The 22,106-nt window shown below is 46.0% G+C and carries 27 protein-coding genes; 12 read left to right on the top strand and 15 right to left on the bottom strand.

From position 1 onward, the window contains the following. Nucleotides 1-3 precede the first annotated feature (3 nt). Both nrdR and glyA read right to left on the bottom strand, forming a co-directional pair. The gene (nrdR, locus tag PKF022_RS01520) at nt 4-450 is read right to left on the bottom strand and encodes a transcriptional regulator NrdR (protein ID WP_068320514.1); all 447 of its coding nucleotides are present in this window, start codon (nt 448-450) and stop codon (nt 4-6) included. Between the two features lie 27 nt (nt 451-477). Beyond that, the gene (gene glyA / locus PKF022_RS01515) at nt 478-1,722 is read right to left on the bottom strand and encodes a serine hydroxymethyltransferase (protein ID WP_216231282.1); all 1,245 of its coding nucleotides are present in this window, start codon (nt 1,720-1,722) and stop codon (nt 478-480) included. Between the two features lie 76 nt (nt 1,723-1,798). Between glyA and tolQ the strand changes: the two genes are divergently transcribed. From tolQ to queC, 7 genes are all read left to right on the top strand, one after another. Continuing rightward, entirely contained in the window at nt 1,799-2,455 is a 657-nt protein-coding gene (gene tolQ / locus PKF022_RS01510; protein WP_216231281.1) for a protein TolQ, read from the top strand. Between the two features lie 13 nt (nt 2,456-2,468). Continuing rightward, entirely contained in the window at nt 2,469-2,888 is a 420-nt protein-coding gene (gene tolR, locus PKF022_RS01505) for a protein TolR (RefSeq protein ID WP_281776930.1), read from the top strand. A 26-nt stretch (nt 2,889-2,914) separates the two neighbouring features. Then, entirely contained in the window at nt 2,915-3,733 is an 819-nt protein-coding gene (gene tolA / locus PKF022_RS01500; RefSeq protein ID WP_281776929.1) for a cell envelope integrity protein TolA, read from the top strand. Nucleotides 3,734-3,772: 39 nt separating this feature from the next. After that, nucleotides 3,773-5,047, top strand: a complete 1,275-nt coding sequence (gene tolB / locus PKF022_RS01495) for a Tol-Pal system beta propeller repeat protein TolB (RefSeq protein ID WP_281776928.1) — start codon at nt 3,773-3,775, stop codon at nt 5,045-5,047. A 157-nt stretch (nt 5,048-5,204) separates the two neighbouring features. After that, on the top strand, nt 5,205-5,708 hold the full coding sequence (gene pal, locus PKF022_RS01490; RefSeq protein ID WP_281776927.1) for a peptidoglycan-associated lipoprotein Pal: 504 nt from the start codon (nt 5,205-5,207) through the stop codon (nt 5,706-5,708). Further along, nucleotides 5,708-6,439: a tol-pal system protein YbgF gene (gene ybgF, locus PKF022_RS01485; protein ID WP_281776926.1), complete on the top strand. Its 732-nt coding sequence runs from the start codon at nt 5,708-5,710 to the stop codon at nt 6,437-6,439. Before pal ends, ybgF begins: the two co-directional genes overlap by 1 nt. Nucleotides 6,440-6,453: 14 nt before the next feature. Further along, complete coding sequence (queC, locus tag PKF022_RS01480; RefSeq protein ID WP_281776925.1) at nt 6,454-7,197, top strand: 7-cyano-7-deazaguanine synthase QueC; 744 nt, start codon at nt 6,454-6,456, stop codon at nt 7,195-7,197. Here queC and PKF022_RS01475 read toward each other — a convergent pair whose 3' ends face one another. Genes PKF022_RS01475 through PKF022_RS01450 form a run of 6 tightly spaced genes read right to left on the bottom strand, consistent with a single transcriptional unit; the run spans nt 7,198 to nt 10,713 of the window. Continuing rightward, nucleotides 7,198-7,815, bottom strand: a complete 618-nt coding sequence (locus PKF022_RS01475) for a riboflavin synthase (RefSeq protein WP_281776924.1) — start codon at nt 7,813-7,815, stop codon at nt 7,198-7,200. A 9-nt stretch (nt 7,816-7,824) separates the two neighbouring features. After that, on the bottom strand, nt 7,825-8,940 hold the full coding sequence (gene ribD / locus PKF022_RS01470) for a bifunctional diaminohydroxyphosphoribosylaminopyrimidine deaminase/5-amino-6-(5-phosphoribosylamino)uracil reductase RibD (RefSeq protein ID WP_281776923.1): 1,116 nt from the start codon (nt 8,938-8,940) through the stop codon (nt 7,825-7,827). A 17-nt stretch (nt 8,941-8,957) separates the two neighbouring features. Further along, nucleotides 8,958-9,560 carry a GspH/FimT family pseudopilin gene (locus tag PKF022_RS01465; RefSeq protein ID WP_281776922.1) on the bottom strand — a complete coding sequence of 201 codons (603 nt, stop codon included), beginning with the start codon at nt 9,558-9,560 and terminating at the stop codon, nt 8,958-8,960. Further along, complete coding sequence (locus PKF022_RS01460; protein ID WP_281776921.1) at nt 9,508-9,837, bottom strand: hypothetical protein; 330 nt, start codon at nt 9,835-9,837, stop codon at nt 9,508-9,510. Before PKF022_RS01460 ends, PKF022_RS01465 begins: the two co-directional genes overlap by 53 nt. Next, entirely contained in the window at nt 9,834-10,382 is a 549-nt protein-coding gene (locus PKF022_RS01455) for a hypothetical protein (protein ID WP_281776920.1), read from the bottom strand. Before PKF022_RS01455 ends, PKF022_RS01460 begins: the two co-directional genes overlap by 4 nt. After that, nucleotides 10,372-10,713: a hypothetical protein gene (locus PKF022_RS01450; protein ID WP_281776919.1), complete on the bottom strand. Its 342-nt coding sequence runs from the start codon at nt 10,711-10,713 to the stop codon at nt 10,372-10,374. Before PKF022_RS01450 ends, PKF022_RS01455 begins: the two co-directional genes overlap by 11 nt. Before the next feature lie 101 nt (nt 10,714-10,814). Here PKF022_RS01450 and ribBA point away from each other — a divergent pair, with 101 nt between their 5' ends. The 4 genes from ribBA to PKF022_RS01430 all read left to right on the top strand — a co-directional run bounded on the left by ribBA (nt 10,815) and on the right by PKF022_RS01430 (nt 14,596). Further along, nucleotides 10,815-11,963 (top strand): bifunctional 3,4-dihydroxy-2-butanone-4-phosphate synthase/GTP cyclohydrolase II, encoded by a 1,149-nt coding sequence (gene ribBA / locus PKF022_RS01445; RefSeq protein WP_281776918.1) that lies wholly within the window; start codon nt 10,815-10,817, stop codon nt 11,961-11,963. A gap of 21 nt (nt 11,964-11,984) precedes the next feature. Next, nucleotides 11,985-12,497 carry a 6,7-dimethyl-8-ribityllumazine synthase gene (ribH, locus tag PKF022_RS01440; protein WP_281776917.1) on the top strand — a complete coding sequence of 171 codons (513 nt, stop codon included), beginning with the start codon at nt 11,985-11,987 and terminating at the stop codon, nt 12,495-12,497. 8 nt (nt 12,498-12,505) lie between these two features. Further along, entirely contained in the window at nt 12,506-13,015 is a 510-nt protein-coding gene (gene nusB, locus PKF022_RS01435; RefSeq protein ID WP_281776916.1) for a transcription antitermination factor NusB, read from the top strand. Between the two features lie 108 nt (nt 13,016-13,123). Further along, nucleotides 13,124-14,596 carry an NAD-dependent succinate-semialdehyde dehydrogenase gene (locus PKF022_RS01430; RefSeq protein ID WP_281776915.1) on the top strand — a complete coding sequence of 491 codons (1,473 nt, stop codon included), beginning with the start codon at nt 13,124-13,126 and terminating at the stop codon, nt 14,594-14,596. Between the two features lie 9 nt (nt 14,597-14,605). Here PKF022_RS01430 and trmB read toward each other — a convergent pair whose 3' ends face one another. From trmB to PKF022_RS01410, 4 genes are read right to left on the bottom strand one after another with little or no spacing between them, the layout of a single operon-like run. Continuing rightward, complete coding sequence (gene trmB, locus PKF022_RS01425; RefSeq protein ID WP_281776914.1) at nt 14,606-15,427, bottom strand: tRNA (guanosine(46)-N7)-methyltransferase TrmB; 822 nt, start codon at nt 15,425-15,427, stop codon at nt 14,606-14,608. Nucleotides 15,428-15,431: 4 nt separating this feature from the next. Further along, a complete protein-coding gene (locus PKF022_RS01420) occupies nt 15,432-16,367 on the bottom strand; it encodes a UDP-glucuronic acid decarboxylase family protein (protein WP_281776913.1) in 936 nt (311 codons plus the stop codon). A gap of 47 nt (nt 16,368-16,414) precedes the next feature. Next, the gene (locus PKF022_RS01415; protein ID WP_281776912.1) at nt 16,415-16,867 is read right to left on the bottom strand and encodes a DUF2721 domain-containing protein; all 453 of its coding nucleotides are present in this window, start codon (nt 16,865-16,867) and stop codon (nt 16,415-16,417) included. 36 nt (nt 16,868-16,903) lie between these two features. After that, complete coding sequence (locus PKF022_RS01410; RefSeq protein WP_281776911.1) at nt 16,904-17,746, bottom strand: undecaprenyl-diphosphate phosphatase; 843 nt, start codon at nt 17,744-17,746, stop codon at nt 16,904-16,906. Between the two features lie 119 nt (nt 17,747-17,865). Here PKF022_RS01410 and PKF022_RS01405 point away from each other — a divergent pair, with 119 nt between their 5' ends. Next, on the top strand, nt 17,866-19,491 hold the full coding sequence (locus PKF022_RS01405; protein ID WP_281776910.1) for a TolC family protein: 1,626 nt from the start codon (nt 17,866-17,868) through the stop codon (nt 19,489-19,491). A 17-nt stretch (nt 19,492-19,508) separates the two neighbouring features. Here the strand turns inward: PKF022_RS01405 and waaC are convergent, their stop codons facing one another. Genes waaC through rfbA form a run of 3 tightly spaced genes read right to left on the bottom strand, consistent with a single transcriptional unit; the run spans nt 19,509 to nt 22,097 of the window. Beyond that, nucleotides 19,509-20,561 (bottom strand): lipopolysaccharide heptosyltransferase I, encoded by a 1,053-nt coding sequence (gene waaC, locus PKF022_RS01400; protein WP_281776909.1) that lies wholly within the window; start codon nt 20,559-20,561, stop codon nt 19,509-19,511. A 43-nt stretch (nt 20,562-20,604) separates the two neighbouring features. After that, a complete protein-coding gene (gene rfbC / locus PKF022_RS01395) occupies nt 20,605-21,171 on the bottom strand; it encodes a dTDP-4-dehydrorhamnose 3,5-epimerase (protein WP_281776908.1) in 567 nt (188 codons plus the stop codon). Beyond that, nucleotides 21,171-22,097 carry a glucose-1-phosphate thymidylyltransferase RfbA gene (rfbA, locus tag PKF022_RS01390; protein WP_281776907.1) on the bottom strand — a complete coding sequence of 309 codons (927 nt, stop codon included), beginning with the start codon at nt 22,095-22,097 and terminating at the stop codon, nt 21,171-21,173. The genes rfbC and rfbA overlap by 1 nt, the downstream gene beginning before the upstream one ends. Between the last annotated feature and the right edge of the window lie 9 nt (nt 22,098-22,106).

The following is a 22,106-nucleotide window of genomic DNA, read 5'->3' as shown; positions in this document are numbered from 1 at the left end:
GGATTACTTCAGCTCTTTTAGAGCGCTCTCAAATGATTCAATATCTGCAAAGCTTCTATAGACTGATGCAAAGCGGATATAGGCGACTTTGTCTAAGCGCTTGAGTTCGCGCATCACCAACTCACCAACGCGCTCACTAGGAATCTCTTTTTCACCGAGACTGAGGAGCTTTTCTTCAATACGGGCAATCGACTCATCAACCGAGTCTGATGAGACTGGGCGTTTACGTAAAGCCAGCTTCAGTGAGCTTGCTAACTTGTCGTGGCTATATTCCACACGGCTACCATTTTTCTTCACAATCGCTGGTAGCGCGAGTTCAACACGCTCGTAGGTAGTAAAACGTTTGTCGCATTTGGCACAACGGCGGCGGCGGCGAATGGTATCGCCTTCGTCCGATACCCGAGTGTCTAACACCTGGGTATCGTCGTTATGGCAAAAAGGGCAGCGCAAAGAGTATTCTCGCTTTAGCTAAATTGCTTAACCGTATACCGGAAAGCGTTTGGTTAATTCAGCCACTTGTGCGCGCACCTTAGCAATGTTGTCTGCATCATTTGGATTGTCCAAAACATCAGCAATAAAGTTACCAACTTGTCTTGCCTCAGCCTCTTTAAATCCACGCGTTGTCATCGCCGGTGAACCCAAACGAATACCACTCGTCACCATTGGTTTTTCTGGATCATTCGGAATGCCGTTCTTGTTACATGTAATGTGAGCTTCACCCAAAACACGCTCCGCTTCCTTACCTGTCATTTTCTTGGCACGTAAGTCAACTAACATCACATGAGAATCAGTGCCGCCAGAAACAATACGTAAGCCACGAGCAATTAATGTTTCAGCTAATGCTTTGGCATTGGCTACTACTTGCTTTTGATAATCTTTAAAGCCTGGGTCTGCTGCCTCTTTGAATGCAACCGCTTTAGCAGCAATCACATGCATCAAAGGACCGCCCTGTAAGCCTGGGAATACCGCAGAGTTAATCGCTTTCTCGTGCTCAGCCTTCATCAAGATGATGCCGCCACGTGGACCGCGCAAACTCTTGTGAGTAGTTGAGGTAACGATGTCTGCGTGTGGCACTGGATTTGGATAAACACCCGCAGCTACCAGGCCTGCGTAGTGAGCCATGTCGACCATAAAAATCGCGCCCACTTCTTTTGCTAATTTACCAATGCGCTCAAAATCAATTTTCTTTGAGTAAGCTGATGCACCAGCAATAATTAATTTAGGCTTGTGCTCACGAGCCAAACGCTCCATTTGTTCGTAATCAATTTCTTCATTTTTATCTAAGCCGTAAGCAATTGGATTAAACCATTTACCGCTCATGTTCAAAGCCATACCGTGAGTCAAGTGACCACCTTCGGCAAGACTCATACCCATAAACGTATCACCGGGTTTTAAGAACGCCAAAAATACTGCTTGGTTGGCAGACGCGCCGCAATGCGGTTGCACGTTTGCCGCTTCAGCACCAAACAAAGCCTTCACGCGATCAATCGCCAATTGCTCAGCAACGTCGACAAATTCGCAGCCACCGTAGTAACGCTTGCCCGGATAGCCTTCAGCGTATTTATTGGTCAACTGGGAACCCTGGGCTGCCATCACCGCTGGAGAGGTGTAGTTCTCAGAGGCAATAAGCTCAATATGGTCTTCCTGACGCTTGTTTTCGTTCTGAATGGCTTCCCATAGCTGGGGATCTGTTTTGGCTAAGGTGTTTTGACGGTCAAACATGGTGATAATCCTGATGAAGTTGGATTGCTGAGTAAATTAACTTAGTAAAATCAACCTACATCATACAAAATCCATCATGACCTCCACACAAGACCTCTCATTCCTCTCCCTAGTCCTCAATGCCAGCCTATTAGTACAGTTGGTAATGTTGTTATTACTCAGCATGTCGATTGCCTCTTGGACCATTATTTTCAAGAAAACGGCGGTTTTACGGGGGGTTAGACAAGATACCGAGCGCTTTGAGCGGGATTTTTGGTCCGGCGGGGACCTGAATACCCTTCTAGAGGCGGCCCAGCGCAATACCCGTAGCGATGCCGTCTTGGAACATATTTTTGAAGCTGGCATGCAGGAGTTCACCAAGGGTCGGGAGATCGATGCCGCCCGCCGCGCTATGAAAGCCACCTACCAACGGGAAATGGATGCTCTTGAGGCGAATTTGCCGTTCTTGGCATCCGTGGGTTCAGTATCTCCTTACATCGGCCTCTTTGGCACCGTCTGGGGGATCATGCACGCGTTTCGTGGTTTAGCGAACGTTCAAAATGCAACCTTAGCAGCCGTTGCCCCAGGAATTGCTGAAGCACTCGTTGCCACTGCAATTGGTTTGTTTGCTGCAATCCCAGCAGTCGTTGCTTATAACCGCGCAGCTACCGATGTGGATCGTCTCTCTATTCGCTTTGAAACTTTCATCGAAGAATTCACCAACATTTTGCAACGTCAAACTGCTGGTCGCTAAGGAGTAATTCACCATGGCCGGTACTTCCCTGCGCAAAAACAAACGTCGGGCAATGTCCGACATTAACGTCGTTCCGTATATCGATGTGATGTTGGTACTGCTGGTGATCTTTATGGTCACCGCACCTATGGTCAATCCTGGGGTTGTGAACTTGCCTACTGTTGGTGGCGCGAAAGTGCAATCTTTACCACCTGTCTTTTTGACTATCGATGCAAATGAAAATGTCATCGTAAAAAAAGATGGTGACCCAACACAAACACTCAATAAATTTGAACTTGGTGCTTTTGCGAGATCGCAAGCAGAAAAATCTGCAGATCAGCCCATTGTGATTGCTGCGGATAAATCCATTAAATATGAAACAGTGATGGAAGTGATGTCCAAGCTCAAAGAGAATGGTGTGAAGCGCGTCGGCCTTGCGGTCAAGACTCAATAAGGCTTAGAGGCTTGTTTTAATCGCCCATGAATAGCACCCCTACTTTTCAGTCATCCTTCTCGCCCTCCAAGCGAGGTCGCTTTACTAAGCAAGAGAGCACTAAACGTGCCTTTACTTTTTCCTTAGTAGCGCATCTAGGCTTGCTAGCATTTTTAATGATTGGTATCAGCTGGAATAACAGCACATCTTCAGGCGTAGAAGTAGAGCTCTGGGACTCCACTCCACAAGTTCAAGCACCACCCGAGCCAGAACTTAAAACGGAAATGAAAGAAGAAGCTGCTGACATTGCCATAAAGAAAAAGAAGGTAGAAAAAGAGCCTCCTAAAAAAGAAGTGAAAGAAACACCAAAAGTAGCTAAGCCTCCTCCACCAAAAGAGAAGGCTAAAGAAAAAGAGCCAGAAAAACCGAAGAAGGCTGAAGCGCCTAAAGCGCTCTCACCCGCTGAAACTAAAGCGAATGCTGCTGCAGAAAAAGCGCGCGCTGATCAGTTAGCACGTTTACGTGCAGCAGCTGGCGCTGAGGGTGGCAGTGGCGGTACTGTTGGTAGCGGCGTAGGTGGCGGTGGTAATGCCCCTCCAGGCTGGACGGATAAAGTCATTAAAAAGGTGAAGCCATTGATTGTCTTTAACCCAGAATCCGTAAGCGGGAATCCTGCAGCAGTGATTTTGGTAACGCTCGCTCCGGATGGTGCGATTTTGAGCACCAGCATTCAGTCATCTAGCGGCAATGCCGGCTGGGATCGGGCTGTATTACTCGCTCTTTCACGTGCAGAGAGTCTGCCAAAAGACGACAATGGCAAAATTCCGCAACGCGAAGTAAAACTGATCTTTAAACCCAAGGACTAAAGCATGCTGCATTTGGCGATTCAATTGAAATCCAGAGTAATGTCTTACAAAATGGCAATCGTCGCATTGCTACTCAGCATTGCAACACCCGTATTCGCGCAAATGAATATTGAAATCACTGGTGTTGGTCAATCGCTTTATCCAATTGCAGTGATGCGCTTTAAAGATGAGAACAAATTACCAACTAGCGTTACTGAAATCATTCGTCAAGATTTAGCCCGCAGTGGTTACTTTAAAAATACTGAAAACGGCAATGCCGTTGAAAGCGATGAAGGTACACCTAATTACAAATCTTGGGCAGCACGTGGCGCCGACGCATTGGTAGTGGGCTCTGTAGTGCAAACCGGTAACGCACAATTTGAAATCCACTATAAGTTATTTGATGTTCGTAAGAGCTTAAGTCTTGGTGGGCTAAACCTGAATTCCAGCGCAGACAATTTACGTTCTGCGGCACATAAGATTGCTGATGACATCATCTTTAAATTACTAGGCGAGCGTGGCGTGTTTTCTACCCGCCTTTCTTATGTCATCAAGGATGGCAAGCGCTATCGCTTAGTCATTTCAGATGCTGATGGTCAAAATATTCGCAATGCAATGAATAGTGGCGAACCCATCATCTCCCCATCGTGGTCTCCTGATGGTAAAAAAGTAGCCTACGTTTCTTTCGAAGATCGTAAGCCTGTGATTTACGTTCATGAGCTTGCAACTGGTCGTCGTATTTCTCTTTCCAATCAAAAGGGAAATAACAGCGCACCAGCTTGGTCACCGGATGGCAAAAAATTGGCGATCTCATTATCTAAAGATGGCAACACACAGATTTATGGCATCAATGCGGACGGAACTGGTTTACATCGCTTAACTCGTGGTAACACAATTGATACTGAACCACAGTATTCAGCTGATGGTCGCTATATCTACTTCACAAGTGATCGCGGTGGTAACCCACAAATTTATCGCATGAGTGCTGATGGCGAACAAGCTGAAGGCGTCAAACGCGTGACATTCAAACAAGGATTTGTCACCTCACCTCGCATCTCACCAGACGGAAAGTATTTGGCTTACATTGCCAACATTGGCGGCGCATATCGTCTCTATATTCTGAATTTGGCTACAGGTGACGCTCAAGCCCTTACCGACGGCAGTAGCGATGAATCCCCATCCTTTGCCGCCAATGGCCGCTATGTTCTCTACTCCACCAAAGTGGGTGGCAAGCGAGTCCTAGCCGCTGTTTCGGTAGATGGAAACTCCAAACAGGTGCTCAGCATTCCAGGGTCTGATGTACGTCAGCCATCCTGGGGTCCATTTATGGACTGATGAGAAGAGACAAAGCGCACCAAACTCAAGCAAACCCTTTTTCAGGGCTTAAATAGTCACTTTTGATGTTCTTGGGGGCATAATATTAACTATCAGCTCCTTTGGAGCGGCTTTATTAGTTAATTTGTCATTCAGCTTGTAGGAAAAAGGAAAATTCATGAAGATTTCTATCGCACGTCGTGCAGCGACATTGGCCATCGTCGGCGCTGCCGCTTTTCTCATGGCAGCATGCTCTAGCGTAAAGCTAGATGATGTTGACGGCGCCAATGGAAGTGGTGGCAGTGGAAAATTCGGCTCACAGCCATGGAACGATCCTAATAGCCCTCTTTTTGACAAGAGCGTTTACTTTGGCTTTGATGAATACACCGTTCAGACTAAATATCAAAAAATGTTGTCTGCACACGCAAGCTACTTAAAAGCCAATCCAAAACAAAAAGTCATTATTCAAGGTAACACTGATGAACGTGGCACAGCCGAATACAACTTGGCACTAGGCCAACGTCGTTCAGATGCAGTACGTAAATCATTAAACCTGATGGGTGTGTCTGACGATCAAATGGAAGCAGTAAGCTTTGGTAAAGAAAAACCAAAAGCGGAAGGCGATAACGAAGCAGCATGGGCACAAAATCGCCGCGCTGATATTGTTTACATCACCAACTAATGATGATGCTTTCTCACTCAGTAAAACAAACGCTCTCACGAGCGTTTTGTTTAAGTGCCGCCCTCATTTGCTTAGGTGCATCGAATAGTGCTTGGGCCCTTTTTTCCGACGATGAAGCTCGTAAGGCCATTCTGGATCTTCGAAAGTCTCTTGCCACTACTCAGCTTGAGTTGCAAGGACAAATCGACAAACTCAAGACTGAGAATGCGGAGCTACGTGGCAAAGTAGAGGAGCTCGAGAAGCAAGGCGAAGACATTAACACCAGCCAGAAAACTTACTACCAAGATCTCGATACGCGCTTAGGTAATTTTGAGCCCCGTACAGCGACGATTGAAGGCGTAAGTGGCACAGTTCAGCCTGGCGAGAAAAAAGCTTACGACGATGCATTGAAAGCATTTCAGGCAGGCAATCTGAAAAAGGCAGATGAAGGTTTTTCTGCATTTGCAGCCAAGTATCCAAAAAGCCCTTACTTACCTCTGGCGCTTTACTGGAGTGGTAACAGCAAATACGCCAATAAAGATTACACAGGCGCAATCAATCAATTACAAAGCTTAGTTAAGCGTTATCCAAATCACCCGCGCATACCCGCTGCGATGGTGACATTAGGTAACGCGCAATTAGAGAGTGGCAATAAGGCAGCAGCCAAAAAAACTTTCAGTGAAATTATTGCCAAGTATCCAGATACAGATGCTGCTAAAGATGCACAGCAATTGATCGCCGGAACGAAGTAAGGCCTTTAATATTCATGTCTAAGCTGTCAGCTGCATTTGAATCACTTGCACCTCGTAAAGCGGGCGCTCCAGCTGTCATTCTATTTTCTGGCGGCCTAGACTCTACGACCGTACTCGCGTTAGCCAAAGACTTAGGCTACACACCATATGCTCTTTCAGTGGGCTATGGGCAACGCCATTCTTCAGAACTTGCTGCTGCAAAGCATATCGCCAAACAAATTGGTGTTGCACGTCATGAGGTAGTGAATTTAGACCTCACGCGTTTTGGTGGCTCAGCCCTCACCGACTCTTCAATCGCTGTGCCTATTACGCCTGGCAAAGATCAAGAGATTCCAGTGACCTATGTGCCCGCACGCAATACGATCTTGTTGTCACTTGCATTAGGCTGGGCTGAATCTCTCGGTGGATTAGATGTTTTTTACGGCGCCAATGCCGTTGACTACTCGGGGTATCCAGACTGCAGGCCAGAATACGTGGCATCTTTTGAACACATGGCCAACCTTGCCACCAAGGCTGGTGTTGAAGCCATCAATGATGCAAACCGCTTTCGGGTTCATGCTCCCATCATTGACCTTACCAAGGCGCAAATCATTCAATTGGGTAGCACTATGGGTGTGGACTACTCACAAACAGTATCTTGCTATCAAGCAAACGACTTGGGCGAAGCCTGTGGTGAATGTGAGTCTTGCCGCCTAAGACAAGCAGGCTTTAAACAGGCTGGTGTGAGCGACCCGACTCGCTATCAAAAAACCAGATAGTTATTTTGCTTGGGTCTCAAGCATGCGCGCGACATACCGCGCAATCAGATCTATCTCTAGATTAACTGCATCCCCCTTTACAAGCTTACCCAAGGTAGTATTTTGCAAGGTGTGAGGGATGATATTGATATCTACTACACAAGCGCTTGCACTATCTTCTGTTTTATTGACAGTGAGTGAAACACCATTCACGACAATAGAGCCCTTGTAGGCAAGAAACGGTGCAAGCTCTTTGGGTGCCTCAATTTGCAAAAGCCAAGAGCCATAAGCATCATTGGCCACTTGTGAAAAGTGGACTACTTTGCCAACACCATCAACGTGACCACTAACCAAATGTCCGCCTAGACGATCATTTAAACGTAAGGCTTTCTCCAGATTAACTGGGCCCACTTTATCTAGGCCTACTGTTTTATTGAGAGACTCGCGAGAAATATCCAAAGCAAAAGAATTGCCAGTTAACTGAGTTGCTGTCATACAAGCACCTTGGATCGCAATACTGTCACCCAAGGCAACGTCATCCAAATAACCCTCTGGCACCTCTACAACGAGATGAAGGCCGTCGCCCTTTGCTTGAGCGCTTTTAATCTGGCCGACTGCGGTGATGATTCCTGTAAACATGTAGTAATTTTAGTTCTTAATTAAACGTAAACGCAGGTCAGGGCCAAAAAGTGCTTGATCAATGACCTGCCAGTTCTGACGATTACTTAAGGAATTCATCAGACCTACATTGGCCATGCCAATACCCTCGCCCATTAAAAATGGGGCGTAATAAAGTAAAAGTTCATCAACACAATCTTCTCTGAGCATGGAGCCATTGAGCTTAAAGCCAGCCTCAATATGAATTTCATTCATCTCACGCTCTTTGGCGAGATAGGAAAATAATGCTGGGAGATCTACTTTGCCGAATACATTTGCCATCGCAATCACCTGGATGCCACGCAATTCGAACGACTTCGCCTTTGATTGCATCTCGGCACTATCCAAGTGAGCGCACACAATCATGACTCCAGATAACTCTGGGTTTTGCAAAATCTTGGCTGTTGGTGGAGTTTCTAATTTGGAATCAATAATGATGCGCACTGGCTGTCTGTGGGTCTCCACCTCTCTCACATTGAGGCTAGGATCGTCTTCTTTCACCGTTCCAACACCGGTCACAATGGCGCAAGCTTGTGCGCGCCAGTGATGCCCATCTGCCCTTGCAAGTGGTCCAGTAATCCATTGACTTTGACCATCTGGCAACGCAGTCTTGCCATCTAAACTAGCGGCAATCTTCATGCGTACCCACGGTAAACCGCGAGTCATCCTTGAAATAAATCCACGATTGAGCGCCTGCGCTTCAGACTTTAGCAACCCGCACTGCACCTCAATACCAGCCACTCTTAATTTTTCTAGGCCTTGACCAGCGACAAGAGGATTGGGATCAGACATACCCACGATGACTTTAGCGGGCTTAGCAGCAATGAGAGCATCAACACATGGTGGTGTTCTACCTGTGTGACTACATGGCTCAAGGGTGACATAAATGGTGGAGCCGGTGACATCATTGCCTTGCGCCCTGGCATCTGCCAGCGCCTGCACTTCTGCGTGCGCTTTACCAACTGCTTGAGTGAAGCCTTTTCCAATGACTTGACCATCTTTGACAATGACGCATCCCACCCGCGGGTTCGGATTGGAAAGATAAAGGGCTTTTTGAGCTTGGACTAAAGCCTCGCCCATCCATTGGTGGTCAACTGCGCTGTACATAGGGTCTATTAAACCATTCAATGGCAGCGCTTTGCATCTCTGGAGGGATCGCAGATTCTCCATCGCCCGCCACTACCCAAAATCATTTGCCTTTCAAGGTGAGGCGCCTGCTGATGACCCAGAATCAAGCGGTTGGCTACAAACCCACCTTGCGCTGTCTTTGCTGCTCCTGCAGGATTAAATAGAATTCCTCTCCTGCCGGAATGTAGGTCGGTAAATTGCTTGCCTCCACCCTTAAAGTAAACAGGTTCGATATTTGCTTGGGAAAACCAGTTTTTGGCCTGGCAATTGTTATTGACCCGCCTGTCAACACACCCACTTTGCACTACCCATCCAGCCTCCCAAGTGCCGCCATTGACTGGAGTCATTTGCACAGGCTGCCCAATATGCAAAGCTTGCCCGCGCGCGAAGTGCGCATGGGCAATAAAACGGCGCGCGATGGTATCAATCTCACGAGCAGCAATTTGCTCTTGCAACAAAGGTGTGCTCATCGTTACAGTGATGGCGATAATCAACACAACCGCCATCAACTCCAACAAGGTAGATCCGCATTGGCAACCGGATTGTTTATTCAAATACTTGACGCCAATTAATGCGAGTAACTGAGCCGGTTTTTTCATCAACCAGAACGCCAATCTCAATGCCTGGCTTTTCTTTACTTGATATAAGCCAGCGCTGGTTTCCGGCAGGTTTAATGAAACACGGGTTACTTTGTAATATTGATAGTGCAGTAATGTGTTGCGCACATTCTTGTACTGCTTTTTCGGCGGCAATAAATTGTTTCTGAGCTACCTCTATCGTGTTTACCTCAATCATGCGCAATGTACTTAGTCTTTCTATGTGAGTAATTAAAGATGAACACAGCAATAACAAAGAGGCGATCCAAGCCAGAATCATCGCAAGTTCCTTGTGGCAAAGGTTCTTTCTAAATCGACCTGAATGAAAGCCCCATCTGTCATTTGCAAACTCAACTTATAAAGCTTTTGACTCTCGCTGCCATTGGCCTGGAGGTCGGCGACCTCTTCAATAAGCAGACGATTTACGCCATTCATCAAAGTGGTGTTTTGGATTCTTCCCTGGCGATCAAGTGACTGGCAAATGAGTGAGCCGCCAGCCACTTTTTTGCCTTTGGCAATACCGGCTGGTCGATCGACAGTGAATCCTTGAAATGCCAAATCTTTTCTAGTTCGCTCTTTATTGAGAACATTGCCGATGCAATCAAAATCTACACCATCAGATAAGCCATGCTGAATACTCAATGAATCCGATCCTTGATAACCCACTTTTTTATTTACTTGAATAAATGACTGCGATGAATCTGCTTTTCTTATTGTTCGAACATTCTTAATATTTTGATAACCGGCCATTCGAATAGCTCTACCCATTAACTCAAATGCACGCTCTGCTTCGGAAATGAATGCTTGGGTTTTTTCATATTCCATTTGTTTGGCTGCTAAATGTGCGCTGACCTTTAATAGCGGGTTTAGTAGAAATGCGCAAAGTGTGATTCCGACCAGACACTCGAGTAGCGTCATTTTTTACACTCGCAATTTCATATGCATCTAATTCGCTCCTCAATTGAGATCGTTTCTTTTCTTGCTGCAGCAAAATCAGGGCCAACTTCTGATAGCTATGAGTGGCCGTCATCCAAGAGCCCATGATCAAGCTCATCGCTACCAAAACCTCGAGCAAAATGAAGCCATTTGGTCTGGCACTGCCATTAGTTGAGGGTTCATGGTCCTGAATGGTCACAGACCATTTTCTAGGGGGCATAGGCCAGATAAAACCATCTTGTTGGGCTCTTGCCGTCTGAAAGGCGGGATATTGCTGTGAGACCTCACGGATGCCCTCTCCTGAGCTTAAAATAGAGGGCTATGCCAAATACCCTAGCCTCCACCGAAGAAATCATTGCCGACCTCAGCACCGGCAAAATGGTGATCCTTGTCGACGAAGAAGATCGTGAGAATGAGGGGGATTTGGTGCTGGCCGCTGATCACGTCACTGCAGAAGCAGTTAATTTCATGGCCAAGCATGGACGTGGACTCATTTGCCTCACGCTGACTCGCGAGCGTTGCCAACAACTCAACCTGCCGCTAATGGTGAGAGACAACGGCACCTCGATGGGCACCAATTTCACAGTCTCAATTGAGGCAGCTACTGGCGTAACCACTGGTATCTCTGCAGCAGATCGCGCGCTCACGATCAAAACTGCAGTGGCGCCAAATGCCAAACCCAGTAATTTAGTACAACCTGGTCATATTTTTCCTTTAATGGCGCAACCTGGTGGTGTATTGATTCGCTCTGGCCACACAGAAGCAGGTTGTGACCTAGCAGCAATGGCTGGTTGCTCACCAACATCTGTTATTTGCGAAATTATGAAAGACGATGGCAGCATGGCCCGTCTTCCCGATTTACTTGAGTTTGCTAAAGAACATCAACTTAAGATTGGCAGCATTGCCGATCTCATCAAATACCGTAGCCAACATGAAAGTATTGTAGTGCGTGAAGGTGCCCGAGAATTTGTGACCCCCTGGGGAAAATTTCAAGGCATCATTTATCGCGATACACCTAGCTCATGTATTCATATTGCATTAGTGCATGGCAAGCCATCTGAAGCACAAGAAACCCTCGTTCGTGTTCATGAGCCTGTGACTGTTTTAGACTTCTTGGACTCTAATGTCAGTACCCACTCTTGGCCACTAGCTCAAGCACTTCAAAAAATTGCGGCCTCACCTGCGGGTGTGGCGGTTTTATTAAATGCTTCTGGCATTGCCGCTCCTGGCGACAGTGATTGGCTAGCGCAGTTTCAAAAGTTAAACCACTCTCAGGATGCTGAGCAAAAACCGTTGGCCCGTAAAACGGATTTCAGAAGCTATGGTATTGGTGCACAAATTCTGAAAGATATTGGCGTTGGCAAAATGCGTTTGCTAGCGAACCCAAGTCCGGTGCCAAGCCTATCTGGTTACAAGCTTGAAGTAACAGGCTACACCCCATTCAAGCCTAGCGATTCTCACAACTCTTAATCCTCACTTTAGAAAAGCACTATGACCGATTCCACCAATGATTTTGTAGGTGTATTAGAAGCTGATTTAAATGGTCAAGATCTACGTATTGGCGTTGTACAAGCGCGCTTTAACGAAGATCATTGCGTAGCGCTAACAAACTCTTGTATTAATGAACTCATCTCCTTGGGCGTTCATCAATCAGATATCAAACTAGTTACCGTTCCCGGTGCGCTGGAGATTCCATTTGCTCTACAAAAGCTTGCTGAGACTGGTGAGTTCGATGGTTTAATTGCGCTTGGCGCAGTCATTCGCGGTGAAACCTATCACTTTGAATTGGTCTCCAACGAATCTGCAGCTGGAATTACACGCATCTCGATTGACTCTGGCTTGCCAATTGCAAACGGCGTATTAACTTGTGACACAGATGAACAGGCACTTGCACGTGTCGAAGTCAAAGGTGCTGAGTGCGCTCAAGCAGTAGTTGAAATGGCTAATTTAGCGCTAGCGCTGACGCCGGACATTGATATCGAAATTAACTCGAGCCAAGAATAAACAAATATATGCCCAAATCTATTCCTAATCCAGAAAACTTGGTTGCTGCTAAGGATGCCAAGGCTCCTGTTAAGCGCTCTTTAACGCCGCGACGCCGTGCTCGTGAATATGCCCTTCAAGGCGTATATCAAAGCCTCGTGATGCGCCGTGCTGGCAGCATTCCGAACGGGGCAGCAATCGCTAAACAGCTATCTGAGGATCCTGCGTTTCGTCGTTGCCAGCTTGATCTCTTCCAAGGTATCTTTGATGGCGTTTTAACTAAAACAGATGAGCTAGAGGCAATCATTACTCCAGCATTAGATCGCCCTATCAATGAACTCTCTCCGGTTGAACATGCCGCGTTACTCATTGGCGCTTATGAGCTAGCAGCTGATCTCTCCGTACCTTACAAGGTCGCTATCAATGAGGCGGTTGAACTCGCTAAGACCTTTGGCGGCACTGATGGGCACAAATACGTTAATGGTGTGCTTGACCTGCTTGCCCAAAAACTGCGGAGTGTTGAGATACAGGCAGGCTAATACCGCTATCCACATTCTCCATCCCCCAGCCTCCAGGCATGCACGCCCGGAGGCTTTTTTATTTATAAGGGGATAAAATGATTTGCATCCATACCAAGGTTAGACATCATGCAAAAAATAGATATCCGCACTCAATTAAAAGATTCAAGCCTATTCAAAGAAGAGGCTTTTATTGATGGCAACTGGGTTAGCTCCAAAAAGACCTTTATAGTCAACAACCCTGCTACCGATGAAATCATTGCTAACGTTGCGAATCTAGAAACTGTAGATGCTGACAGTGCTATTGCCGCTGCAGAGAGGGCATTGCCAGAATGGCGCAACAAACTTGCGAAAGAGCGCGCCTCCATTATGCGTAAGTGGTTTGATCTCATTATTGCGAACACCCAAGATCTAGCCACTCTCATGACGCTTGAACAAGGTAAGCCGCTGACCGAGGCAGCGGGTGAAGTTGTTTATGGCGCTTCTTTTGTGGAGTGGTTTTCCGAAGAGGCAAAAAGAGTTGAAGGCTCTATTCTGAGTACGACCTGGAGCGATAAGCGACTGATGGTTCTCAAGCAGCCGATCGGTGTTTGTGTAGCTATTACCCCTTGGAACTTTCCGATTGCAATGATTACCCGCAAGATTGCTCCAGCGCTGGCTGCTGGTTGCACAATTGTGATTAAGCCTGCTGAGCTCACACCATTATCTGCATTGGCGCTAGCAGAGCTTGGTAAGCGTGCCGGCATTCCGAATGGTGTTATTAATATTGTGACTGCCGATGCCCATCAATCCATTGAAATTGGTAAAACCCTTTGCTCTTCACCTACAGTTCGCCACCTCTCATTCACAGGCTCTACAGAGGTTGGCCGCATTCTCATGGAGCAATGTGCCCCGACGGTGAAAAAGCTGGCGCTAGAGTTAGGGGGTCATGCTCCCTTTATTGTTTTTGAAGATGCCGATATCGATGCTGCCGTGACCGGCGCTATGGCTTCTAAATTTAGAAATTCGGGTCAAACTTGTGTGTGTGCCAATCGCTTTTATGTTCACAAAAAAGTACAGGATAGTTTTGTGGAGAAGTTTGCAAAAGCACTTGAAATTATCAAGGTGGGTAATGGTATGCATGCTGGCATTACTCAAGGTCCTTTGATTGAAACTGCCGCACTCGAAAAAGTCAAAAAACATGTCGCCGATGCGTTGAGTAAAGGAGCCAAACTTGTGACTGGTGGCAAACCATCGGTTGAGGGTAAAAATTTCTACGAGCCAACCATACTATCTAATGTAAATAGCCAAATGCTCATAACCTACGAAGAAACCTTTGGCCCTATAGCGCCAATCATCCCCTTCGAGAGCGATGAGGAAGTCATCAAGCTTGCTAATAGCAGTCAATTTGGTTTGGCTTCATATTTCTACAGCCGTGATATTGGTCGCATCTGGAAAGTTGCTGAAGCCCTAGAGTACGGCATGGTAGGCGTCAACACAGGTCTTATCTCTAATGAAGTAGCACCCTTTGGTGGCATCAAGCAATCAGGCTTAGGTCGCGAGGGTAGCGTTTACGGCATGGACGAGTATTTGGAGATGAAATACGTCTGCCTAGGCTTATAAATAACTGGATTACTTTTGGTTGACTTCGTTTTTCTTGTAAACCAAGTCCCATACGCCGTGGCCTAGCTTGATGCCGCGGTTTTCAAACTTGGTCACTGGTCGATAGGCAGGTCTTTGAACATACCCAGCATGCTGAGCGGTTAATTGCACTAGCGTAGGCTTAAATTCATTTCGAACTTCATCTGCTCTAGCAATATCTGAAACATCGAAAGTTTCAATTTTTACCAAATCATTGGAAGTATTTTGAAGAGTGGGCTCTGCATTTAATACCAAAAGCATCTGCTCTGCATAGTTGTGCCAATCCGTTGCTAAATGCAAGTAAGCGCCAGGCTTTAAGCGAGAAACTAATAAACGAACAAACTCAGCTTGAATCAAACGACGCTTGTGATGGCGCTTCTTATGCCATGGATCTGCAAAATAAATATGAATACCGTCCAAGCTATTGGGGGCAATCATTCTTTCAAGAACTTCAACTGCATCATGTCGAATGACTCGTATATTAGTGAGTTGGTTTTCGCCAATGAGTTTGAGTAAAGCACCAACCCCCGGTGGATGAACTTCAATTCCCAAGAAATCATCATCTGAGCGTAATGCAGCGATCTTGGCAGTAGTCTCCCCCATACCAAAACCAATCTCTAAAATCTTGGGTTTAGTTGAGCCACCAAAAGCGCCTACTAAATCAAGGGGAGCTTCTTTAAAAGAGATTAAAAATTGAGGGCCTAAATCTTCGATAGCTCGCTGTTGTCCAGCAGTTGTTCTCCCAGCCCTGAGGACAAATGAACGGATACGATCAAAATGTTTTTCTGGAGTCGCGCTATCCACTTTACTCAACGACTTACCCCACAACCTTCTTAAAGTAAGTAATAGTCTCTTTTAGACCATCTTCAAGATTAACCTTAGGCTGCCAGTCAAGCTTCGCTTTGGCTAATTCGATATTAGGCTGACGCTGCTTAGGATCATCAGATGGTAGTGGTTGATGAATGATCTTCGATTTACTACCAGATAGCTTAAGTACTGTCTCAGCCAATTGCAACATGGTGAACTCGCCTGGGTTGCCAATATTGACTGGCCCAGTAAAACCTTGTTCAGAGTTCATCATTTTGACCATAGCATCGATTAAGTCGTCGACATAGCAAAAACTTCTGGTTTGCTGACCGTCTCCATAGATGGTGATGTCTTTACCTTGCAGCGCTTGCACAATGAAGTTACTCACTACGCGGCCATCGTTAGGATGCATACGTGGGCCATAGGTATTAAAAATACGTACGACCTTAATATCTAAATTGTGCTGACGGTTGTAGTCAAAAAAGAGGGTTTCAGCGCAGCGCTTACCTTCATCATAGCAAGAGCGAATACCAATGGGATTGACTTTGCCCCAATACTCTTCTGGCTGAGGGTGCACTTCGGGGTCGCCATAGACCTCACTAGTAGAAGCTTGCAAGATCCGCGCCCGAGTTCTTTTAGCCAATCCCAGCATATTAATAGCGCCATGCACACTAGTCTTGGTAGTTTGCACAGGATCATATTGATAATGCACAGGAGAAGCGGGGCAAGCTAAGTTGTAAATTTGATTAGTTTCTACATAAAGCGGAAAAGTCACATCGTGACGCATGAGCTCTAAGCGTGGATTAGGTAGTAAATGGGCCAAGTTCTCTTTGGAGCCAGTGAAGTAGTTATCCACTACCAAAACATCATTGCCCTCTTTAAGAAGCTTTTCGGTCAAGTGGGAGCCTAAAAAGCCTGCGCCGCCGGTGATGAGGATTTTGTTCATAGTTAGACTTTTATAGAAGTAATATTTTAAAGAAATAAGTCTTTTACTTATTTTGGATTATTCCAGCCGGCTGATCGATAGGCATAGACCACTTCAGTCAATACGATGGATAAAGAGGTCATGAAAAAAACGAGGCCCAGCACAAATGTCCAAATCACATACGTTGTTTGTAGTGATCGTACCGCACCCGCTTGAAAGAAAAACAACTCCAATACAGTTAATGAGATAAATACCCCGCTGAGCACATCAAAAAAGATGGCAGCCGTACAAAGACGGCCTCGGGCTTTAGCCTCATCCGCCTCTTTATTCATATGCGCTAGGAGTGCTGTATCTGTTACCTCACCGCGATCAATAGCATGTCGAATTGCACGCATACGATCCACTGATCGAGCTAAACGTCCAGAAATCGCGTTAATCAAAGTAGCAACCGCGGTCAATAAAAATACCGGGGCTAACGCCAGCTGAATATTATTGGTAATAGCGTCTATTGATACATCCATTTTGATCTTGTACTTTAATTAAGAGAGTTAATAAGGTTAATGGGACCAAGCAATGAGTCCGCTATATGCGGTAAATAAAACTAGCAACCCAAAGGCGATGCGATACCAAGCAAATGGGATGAAATTATGGTGCGCTACATAATGAATCAACCAGCGGACACACACGAAAGCAGAGATAAAAGCAGATACAAAGCCTACTGCAATCGCTAAGGAGAATTCTCCAGAAAATGCTACAGGTGCCTTCCAGAGCTTTAGTAACTCATAAGCAGTCGCACCACCAATCACTGGAATTGCCAAAAAGAAGGAGAACTCTGTTGCTACTGCACGTGGCAAACCAAACAACATGCCGCCGATAATAGTTGCACCAGAACGAGATGTCCCCGGAATTAAGGCGGCACACTGTGCCAAGCCAACCTTGAGTGCGTCCAGGGGGCTTAAGTCATCCACTGTTTTGATGTGACTAGTAGTGGTTATTTTTTTCTGACGACCCTCCGCCCAAAAAATAATGAGGGCACCTACGATAAAAGCACTTGCTACCGGAATGGGTGCAAACAGTACTGCTTTAATGTACTTACCAAACAAAAAGGCTAAGCCCATAGCCGGGATAGAAGCAATCAGTAAATTGAGCACAAAACGGCGAGACTGAGCGCTTTCGGAAAAAGAAGCAACAACTTTGAGAAGCTTTTCTCGAAACTCCCAACATACAGCCAAAATGGCGCCAAACTGAATGATGACTTCGAAGGCTTTGCCGCGTTCATCATTAAAGTCCAGTAAGTCACCAACCAAAATGAGGTGCCCTGTACTGGAGATCGGCAAAAACTCCGTTAATCCCTCCACAACTCCTAGAATGACTGCTTTTAGTAACAAAATTAGATCCATAAGCCAAATTTTATAGGCATACAGGGCTAATCGAGAGGTTTTGGCAAAATAGTGCCTAAATAAGCATTTTGAATAATTTGGCCTTAAACTGCATGGCACATTGAAATTACCTGAATTACATGACCCTAAGCCGCTTTAGACTTTCTAGACTTACCGCCCTTGGTTTGATCCTAAGTCAAGCAATGGGCTGGAATGCTTGGTATGACAATGCGATGGCACAGAGCCCGAACGCAGCTGCAAGGCCAGCGCTACCGACTCCAATGAGTGCCTCCACCCTTATTGGCCTCGAGCAGCCACCCCAAATAGCGCCACCACCCACTAAGCCCGCATTACCATCTGCCTCAGCTCCATCCAATTTAAATGGAAACAGAGCGAGCGATAATCAGGGGCAATTAAATGATTTGATTCAGCTTTATCAAGAGGCCGCTTTTAGTGATCCAGTCTTAACTGCAGCACGCTTTAATTACCAAGCAAGTAAAGAGTTGTACTGGCAAGGATTTTCATTGCTAATGCCACAAGCCAATGCGACGCCAGGTGGCACACGTTACTACCAACATGGTGCTGGCAGCACTTTGGTTTCGAATAACGCAGGCAACTCTCGAGTATTCGATCAAAAAAGTTATACGGTCACCTTAACGCAGCCCGTATTTAATGTGGGTGCAATTGAGTTATTTAAACAAGGGGATCTCAATACCAAGCTTGCAGATATGCGCTTCTTCTTGGCACAACAAGACCTCATCTTGCGAGTGTCTCAAGCCTACTTTGATGCGCTGACAAGTCAAGATAACGTGGCACTGTATAAGAATAAAAAAGATTTAATCAAGCAACAACTCGAGGTAGCTCAAGCCAAGTTTGATGCAGGGTTAGCAACCATTGTGGATGTCAACACTGCTCAAGCAGCTATGGATTTAGCCATCTCCCAAGAAATTGCTGCTCAAGCTGACCTTATCGTAAAACGTGGTGTATTGGAGCAGATTGTTGGCAGGCCCGTTGGCGCGTTAAAGCCATTAATTAAAGACGCTAAGATTGAAGGGGTACTCAAAGACCCTCGCAGTAAATCAAAAGATGAAAAAGGTAACCCAATTGCAGAGAGCGTGAATCCCCATTTGCCACCTGGTCAAACCTTGGATGACTGGATTAGACAAGCAGAAGCATCGAACTTTAATGTTTTAGCTGGCCAACTCTCTGTCAGCCTTGCAGAAAGCACCTATCGCGGCGCACAGGCGTTAAATTACCCCACCATTAATTTTGTTGGCACGTCCGGTTACAACACTTCAAACGGCACGCCCAATAGCTATACGCCAGCAAATACTAATGTATACAACAATACGGTTGCTCTACAAATGACCATTCCACTAGTATCAGGCGGATACAACAGCTCGGTCATTCGTCAAAACGCTGCTTTAGTCGATGCTGCGAAAGCTAACTACGATAACTATCGACGCACAGCAGCTCAAAATACACGTGCAGCTTTTACTGGTTTTTATGGTGGCTTAGCGAGTGTTAAGGCTTATGAAGCTGCAGAGCGCTCATCATCATCTGCCCTTGAATCCAGTAAGCTTGGCTTTCAAGTAGGCACCTTAATCAATATTGATGTATTGATTGCCCTAGACTCTTTAATCAATACGCGGTCTTTATTGCAACAAGCACGCTACAGCACGATTCTGAACGCGATTAAGTTAAAGGCGCATGCAGCCGCTTTAACTGATGAAGACTTACTCGCGATCAATACGCTGCTACGCTAAACTCAAGCCAACAAAAACTAGTGCAGTAATTCAGTGGCGGCCTGCCGAACCTCGGCTACTGTTGGAGGTTTTTGAATATCCCCCACATTACGAATATTGCTAGACCAATATCCTTCTGTTTTCCATAGCGGGGAATCACAATAAATCTCAACAGTAGGTTTATTTAGGACTGCCGCTAAGTGCGTTAGGCCCGTATCCACTCCGATCGTCAAAGCAGCGCCAGCAATCACAGCAAAAGCATCTTCAATCGAAAATGCTGGCGGCACCAAGGCATTTGGAATTTGCGAGGCAATTGCTTCACTCACTGCACGCTCAGCTAAATTACCCCAAGGCAAAACCACTTGATAGCCGTGGCTAGAGAGTTCCTGACCTAGAGCAATCCAATGGCTATTAGGCCAGCGCTTTGCTTCACGTGCAGTGGAGTGAAAACAGAGCACATAAGGTGCCATTAATTGCTGAGCAAGAGCCTGCGTAGGAGCGGGCAATGATTGAATATATTGATTGGGATAAAACTGTGGGACGCTCGTACGCTCAAGTAGCGGCCAATCCAATGCCGAGCACATCACCCAGCGCGAGCGATCCACTGCATGGCATTGTGTAGGAACTTGAACTGACTGACTATAAAAAGATCTCGCGATCGGCTCATAACCAGAAAACTCGGTTGCATTAGCCAATCCCGCAATCACTGTACTAGGATTCTTATTAGCTAATGTGCAAACAATAGCTGACTTAAGTAAGCCTTGAGTTTCAATAATGACATCATAGGAAACTTGCTGGAGCGCTTTCTTAAATGCAAAAAACTCTTTCCAGGTAGACAGCTTGAGAAGATTCTTTTTCCAGCGACGCAAACCAAAAGGAATAATGCGATCAATACCTTGAAAACCATCCCTAGAAAGAAGTGGTGTCAGTAAGTGAATATACCCCACCTCAACCACCCAATCAATCTGAGCATTAGGCAAACGTGCCCGCAGATCCCAAACAATTGGCAGGTTATGCAATACATCCCCTAATGAGGATAGTTTGACCAATAAGATCTTGGGGTTAGCTGACTGTACCAATGTATTGCTCATAAGGGGATTATCTTATTTTTTATAGAAAACCCCTTTCGGCACTCTAAAACTTGGGTGCAAGGTCCCAAATCAGACCCGCAGTATCTTTGGCATTCATATTGGGAGAGATGCCGGCCGGCAAGGGCCATTCGATACCAATAAACGGATCGTTCCAAGCAAGGCAAGCCTCGCTTTGTGGGTGGTAGTAATCCGTGGTTTTATAGAGAAATTCAGCAGTTTCAGAAAGCACCAGAAATCCATGCGCCAACTGCGGAGGAATCCAAAGCTGCTTATGATTTTGAGCACTTAATTCGACTCCAACCCACTTGCCGTAAGTGGGGGAGTCTTTACGAATATCTACCACTACATCAAATACACTTCCAGAAACTACACGCACCAATTTACCTTGGGTCTTTTCTAATTGATAATGCAGACCACGTAAAGTCCATTGACGAGAAAAGGAATGATTATCTTGAACAAACTCGACATCAAGACCAGTTGCATTGGCAAAGTCTTGCGCATTGAATGACTCCATAAACCAACCACGCTCATCCCCAAACACCTGAGGCTCTATAACGAGCAGACCATGAATTGCTGTAGGCGTTACTTTTAGCTTAGATGGCACACTCATTAGTTCGACTTCTTTGTAGTTAAGGAGATCGGCTGAGCAGAGCTATTAAGCTCTTTTAAAATCTTGCCCAAATACTGGCCGTAGCTATTTTTGCTCAATTGAGCGGCTACCTTTTGCACTGTTTCAGCACTGATCCAACCTTGGCGATAAGCAATCTCTTCGGGACAAGCCACCATTAGGCCTTGGCGCTTTTGCAAAGTTGCAATAAAGCCCGCTGCATCTAACAATGAATCATGAGTACCGGTATCGAGCCAAGCAAAACCTCGGCCCATGATTTCAACACTGAGTTCATTCTTATCCAAGTAGGCACGATTCACATCAGTAATCTCGAGCTCGCCTCTGGCGCTTGGCTTAATAGAAGCAGCTATATCGCAAACTTGATTATCGTAAAAATATAGGCCTGTTACCGCATAGTTGCTTCTTGGGCTTAATGGCTTTTCTTCAATAGAAAGGGCTTTATAGTCTTTATCAAACTCGACTACGCCATAACGCTCTGGATCATTCACGTGATAAGCAAACACGGTTGCGCCAGATTTTCGTTCATCCGCACTATTAAGTTGATCAACGAGCTCGTGACCATAAAAAATATTGTCGCCTAACACTAATGCGCTAGGATTATTACCAACAAAGTTTTTACCTAGAGTAAATGCCTGCGCCAAACCATCTGGTGATGGCTGCACACAATACTCAATATTGAGACCCCATTGTGAACCATCGCCAAGCAACTCTGTAAAGCGCGGCGTGTCATGAGGTGTAGATATTAATAATATGTCCCGAATGCCCGCCAGCATCAAAGTGCTGAGTGGGTAATACACCATGGGCTTGTCATACACCGGCATCAATTGCTTGGAAACCGCTTGAGTGACTGGGTACAGACGAGTTCCAGACCCACCAGCCAAAATAATTCCCTTACGATTAGTTGTCATACAGCCCCA

Origin of the sequence: Polynucleobacter sp. KF022, from assembly GCF_027924105.1 — a bacterium.
Classification (GTDB): domain Bacteria; phylum Pseudomonadota; class Gammaproteobacteria; order Burkholderiales; family Burkholderiaceae; genus Polynucleobacter.
The sequence above is the reverse complement of the archived record's forward strand: the minus strand, read 5'-3'. Positions and strand labels throughout refer to the sequence as shown.

Excerpts from the sequence above, each read along its gene's own strand:
- glyA (WP_216231282.1), bottom strand. The coding sequence starts at position 1,722 with ATGTTTGACCGTCAAAACACCTTAGCCAAAACAGATCCCCAGCTATGG.
- tolQ (WP_216231281.1), top strand. The coding sequence starts at position 1,799 with ATGACCTCCACACAAGACCTCTCATTCCTCTCCCTAGTCCTCAATGCC.
- tolR (WP_281776930.1), top strand. The coding sequence starts at position 2,469 with ATGGCCGGTACTTCCCTGCGCAAAAACAAACGTCGGGCAATGTCCGAC.
- tolA (WP_281776929.1), top strand. The coding sequence starts at position 2,915 with ATGAATAGCACCCCTACTTTTCAGTCATCCTTCTCGCCCTCCAAGCGA.
- tolB (WP_281776928.1), top strand. The coding sequence starts at position 3,773 with ATGTCTTACAAAATGGCAATCGTCGCATTGCTACTCAGCATTGCAACA.
- pal (WP_281776927.1), top strand. The coding sequence starts at position 5,205 with ATGAAGATTTCTATCGCACGTCGTGCAGCGACATTGGCCATCGTCGGC.
- ybgF (WP_281776926.1), top strand. The coding sequence starts at position 5,708 with ATGATGATGCTTTCTCACTCAGTAAAACAAACGCTCTCACGAGCGTTT.
- queC (WP_281776925.1), top strand. The coding sequence starts at position 6,454 with ATGTCTAAGCTGTCAGCTGCATTTGAATCACTTGCACCTCGTAAAGCG.
- PKF022_RS01475 (WP_281776924.1), bottom strand. The coding sequence starts at position 7,815 with ATGTTTACAGGAATCATCACCGCAGTCGGCCAGATTAAAAGCGCTCAA.
- ribD (WP_281776923.1), bottom strand. The coding sequence starts at position 8,940 with ATGTACAGCGCAGTTGACCACCAATGGATGGGCGAGGCTTTAGTCCAA.
- PKF022_RS01465 (WP_281776922.1), bottom strand. The coding sequence starts at position 9,560 with ATGAAAAAACCGGCTCAGTTACTCGCATTAATTGGCGTCAAGTATTTG.
- PKF022_RS01460 (WP_281776921.1), bottom strand. The coding sequence starts at position 9,837 with ATGATTCTGGCTTGGATCGCCTCTTTGTTATTGCTGTGTTCATCTTTA.
- PKF022_RS01455 (WP_281776920.1), bottom strand. The coding sequence starts at position 10,382 with ATGGAATATGAAAAAACCCAAGCATTCATTTCCGAAGCAGAGCGTGCA.
- PKF022_RS01450 (WP_281776919.1), bottom strand. The coding sequence starts at position 10,713 with ATGCCCCCTAGAAAATGGTCTGTGACCATTCAGGACCATGAACCCTCA.
- ribBA (WP_281776918.1), top strand. The coding sequence starts at position 10,815 with ATGCCAAATACCCTAGCCTCCACCGAAGAAATCATTGCCGACCTCAGC.
- ribH (WP_281776917.1), top strand. The coding sequence starts at position 11,985 with ATGACCGATTCCACCAATGATTTTGTAGGTGTATTAGAAGCTGATTTA.
- nusB (WP_281776916.1), top strand. The coding sequence starts at position 12,506 with ATGCCCAAATCTATTCCTAATCCAGAAAACTTGGTTGCTGCTAAGGAT.
- PKF022_RS01430 (WP_281776915.1), top strand. The coding sequence starts at position 13,124 with ATGCAAAAAATAGATATCCGCACTCAATTAAAAGATTCAAGCCTATTC.
- PKF022_RS01420 (WP_281776913.1), bottom strand. The coding sequence starts at position 16,367 with ATGAACAAAATCCTCATCACCGGCGGCGCAGGCTTTTTAGGCTCCCAC.
- PKF022_RS01415 (WP_281776912.1), bottom strand. The coding sequence starts at position 16,867 with ATGGATGTATCAATAGACGCTATTACCAATAATATTCAGCTGGCGTTA.
- PKF022_RS01410 (WP_281776911.1), bottom strand. The coding sequence starts at position 17,746 with ATGGATCTAATTTTGTTACTAAAAGCAGTCATTCTAGGAGTTGTGGAG.
- PKF022_RS01405 (WP_281776910.1), top strand. The coding sequence starts at position 17,866 with ATGACCCTAAGCCGCTTTAGACTTTCTAGACTTACCGCCCTTGGTTTG.
- waaC (WP_281776909.1), bottom strand. The coding sequence starts at position 20,561 with ATGAGCAATACATTGGTACAGTCAGCTAACCCCAAGATCTTATTGGTC.
- rfbC (WP_281776908.1), bottom strand. The coding sequence starts at position 21,171 with ATGAGTGTGCCATCTAAGCTAAAAGTAACGCCTACAGCAATTCATGGT.
- rfbA (WP_281776907.1), bottom strand. The coding sequence starts at position 22,097 with ATGACAACTAATCGTAAGGGAATTATTTTGGCTGGTGGGTCTGGAACT.